The organism is uncultured Nostoc sp., from assembly GCF_964245445.1.
In the GTDB taxonomy this organism is placed as follows: domain Bacteria; phylum Cyanobacteriota; class Cyanobacteriia; order Cyanobacteriales; family Nostocaceae; genus Nostoc.
This window is the reverse complement of sequence record NZ_CAXTNE010000113.1, coordinates 1-2,424: the sequence shown is the minus strand read 5'-3', so window position 1 is coordinate 2,424 and position 2,424 is coordinate 1. Positions and strand designations below refer to the sequence as shown.

Sequence of the window (2,424 nt, the reverse complement as noted above, 5' to 3'; positions counted from 1 at the left end):
CGCAAACTGGCCGAACAGTCACTGCAAGAAAGTGAAGCGCGATTGAGTTTAGCTCTAGAAGCTGGCGAAATGGGTATATGGGATCGCGACCTGATTACCAATACTAGTATGTGGTCTGCCAATATGGGGCCACTTTATGGTCTGCCGAGTGGTACCTTGTGTCCAACCATAGAAGGCTATCTTAATTTAATCCATCCAGAAGACCACGAATCTGTGGCTGCGAGTATACCTCGCATGATTGCCGAAGGAAGGGAAACTACAGATTATCGAGTTGTCTGGCCTGACGGCAGCCTACACTGGTTAAACTGCAAAGCTCAGGTCTACTATAACGAAATCGGTGAGGTGATCAGGATGATCGGCACAAATAGAGATATCACCGAGCGCAAGCTGGCGGAACAAAAAATCTCCGAACAAGCCGCTCTACTTGATATCGCCACCGATGCCATATTAGTTCGAGATTTTCAGTCTCAAACCTTATTCTGGAATAAAGGTGCAGAACGGATGTACGGTTGGCTTTCTACAGAGGTTATAGGAAAAGACCTCCGGGAGATTTTGTACCCAGTAGAAACTCAACAACTGCAAATACCTCTAAAAAGCGTAATTGAGAGTGGCTGGTGGCAAGGTGAGTTATCTAAAGTTACGAAATCCGGTAAGGAAATTGTTGTAGAAAGCCGTTGGACATTGATGCGTGATTCTGAAGGAGAACCCAAATCTATCCTGACTGTTGACACTGACATCACCGAAAAGAAACAACTCGAAGAACAGTTTTTTCGCACCCAGCGATTGGAAAGCCTTGGTACTCTTGCAGGTGGTATTGCCCACGACTTGAACAATATATTGACACCAATTTTGGCCGCGGCTCAATTACTACAGGGAACATTTTTAGAAGACAAGGAGCGTTCTGAACAAATGCTGGCACTTGTAGAAACCAACGCCAAACGCGGAGCAGCTTTAGTGAAGCAAATTTTGTCCTTTGCGCGAGGATATAAAGGAGAGCCGACAATTATTCAAGTCGAGTACCTGATTTCAGAAATTATCCAAATTGCTAAACAGACATTTCCCAAATCTATTGAATTTTCCACCGCTATTCCAGAAAACATTTGGGCTGTCACAGGGGAAGAAACACAACTGCATCAAGTGCTGATGAACTTGGTAGTAAATGCCCGCGATGCTTTACCAAATGGCGGCAATATCAAAATTTCTGCGGAAAATAAGTTTATTGATGAAGCTTATACCAGAATGAATCTCGATGCCAAAGTTGGGCATTATATTGTGATTAGCGTTGCCGATAACGGAATTGGGATACCGCCATACATATTAGATAGAATTTTTGAGCCGTTTTTCACCACAAAAGATGTCAATGCAGGCACGGGACTTGGCCTTTCAACAGTGTTTGGCATTATTAGAAACCATGATGGTTTTATCAAAGTGTCTAGCAGTGTTGGTAGAGGCAGCAAATTTGACCTGTTTTTACCAGCAGTGGAAGCAACTCAAGCGTTCAGCATAGAAGAGATGGATTTGCTCTCAGGAGAGGGAGAACTGATTTTAGTTGTAGATGATGAAGCCCAAATTCGGGAGATTGCCACAATCATCTTGGAAAAGCACAACTACAAGATACTAGCTGCCAATAATGGTATAGAGGCGATCGCACTCTATGCCGAACACAAGCATCAAATCAATGCCGTATTGATGAATATAGTGATGCCGGAGATGGACGGAATCACCGCTATTCGCACCTTACAAAAAATGAACAAGCAGGTTCAAATTATTGTCTGTAGCGGACTGAACTCAATGGAAATTTTTGCTCAAATGGCTAATGCTAATGTGCAAGCAGTTTTATCAAAACCCTATACGGCCGGAGAATTATTGAAAACTTTACACCATTTATTGCCTAATGACAAATGACTAATGACTAATGACTAATCTCTCACAAGTTCCTCAAATTGCTTTGCTAAATTTAGAGTTGGGGCAATGTCGGCAATATAGGGTTAATCCAGCTGATGAATATTGTTAGGAAAATTAATGATGAGTTAGCGATCGCTGGACAAATTACACTAGAGCAGCTAAAAGAAATTGCTGATGAGGGTTATAAGTCTGTAATAAACCTACGTTTGCCCGACGAAACAGGCTTCCTAGCTAATGAACAGGAGAAGACAGAAGTTTTGGGATTGTACTACGTTAGCTTCCCAACGAAACCTGAAGACCTTAATCATCAAAGTACGCTCCAGATATATCAGACCATTACTGAATTACCCAAACCGATTCTGATCCATTGCGATAACTCAATTCGTTCAGCCGCAATAGTATTATTGTATATCTGCATCAAGCAGGGCATAACATTTGAAGAAGCACTGCAAAAAATTATTACATTAGGCTTGATATAGCTATCAACGAAGAGGCAGGGGGCAGGGAGCAGGGGGCAGG

2 protein-coding genes are annotated in these 2,424 nt (G+C 42.5%); both read left to right on the top strand.

The genetic code is table 11. From position 1 onward, the window contains the following. The coding region (locus ACFE90_RS19200) for a PAS domain S-box protein (RefSeq protein ID WP_375503266.1) at positions 1–1,905 on the top strand (1,905 nt) is incomplete at its 5' end. Positions 1,906–2,000: 95 nt separating this feature from the next. Beyond that, positions 2,001–2,384, top strand: coding sequence for a beta-lactamase hydrolase domain-containing protein (locus ACFE90_RS19195; protein ID WP_375503264.1), 384 nt, complete (start codon positions 2,001–2,003; stop codon positions 2,382–2,384). The last annotated feature ends 40 nt before the right edge of the window (positions 2,385–2,424 follow it).

Bases quoted from the DNA above. Each gene is read 5' to 3' on its own strand.
- ACFE90_RS19195 (WP_375503264.1), top strand. From the start codon at position 2,001: ATGAATATTGTTAGGAAAATTAATGATGAGTTAGCGATCGCTGGACAA.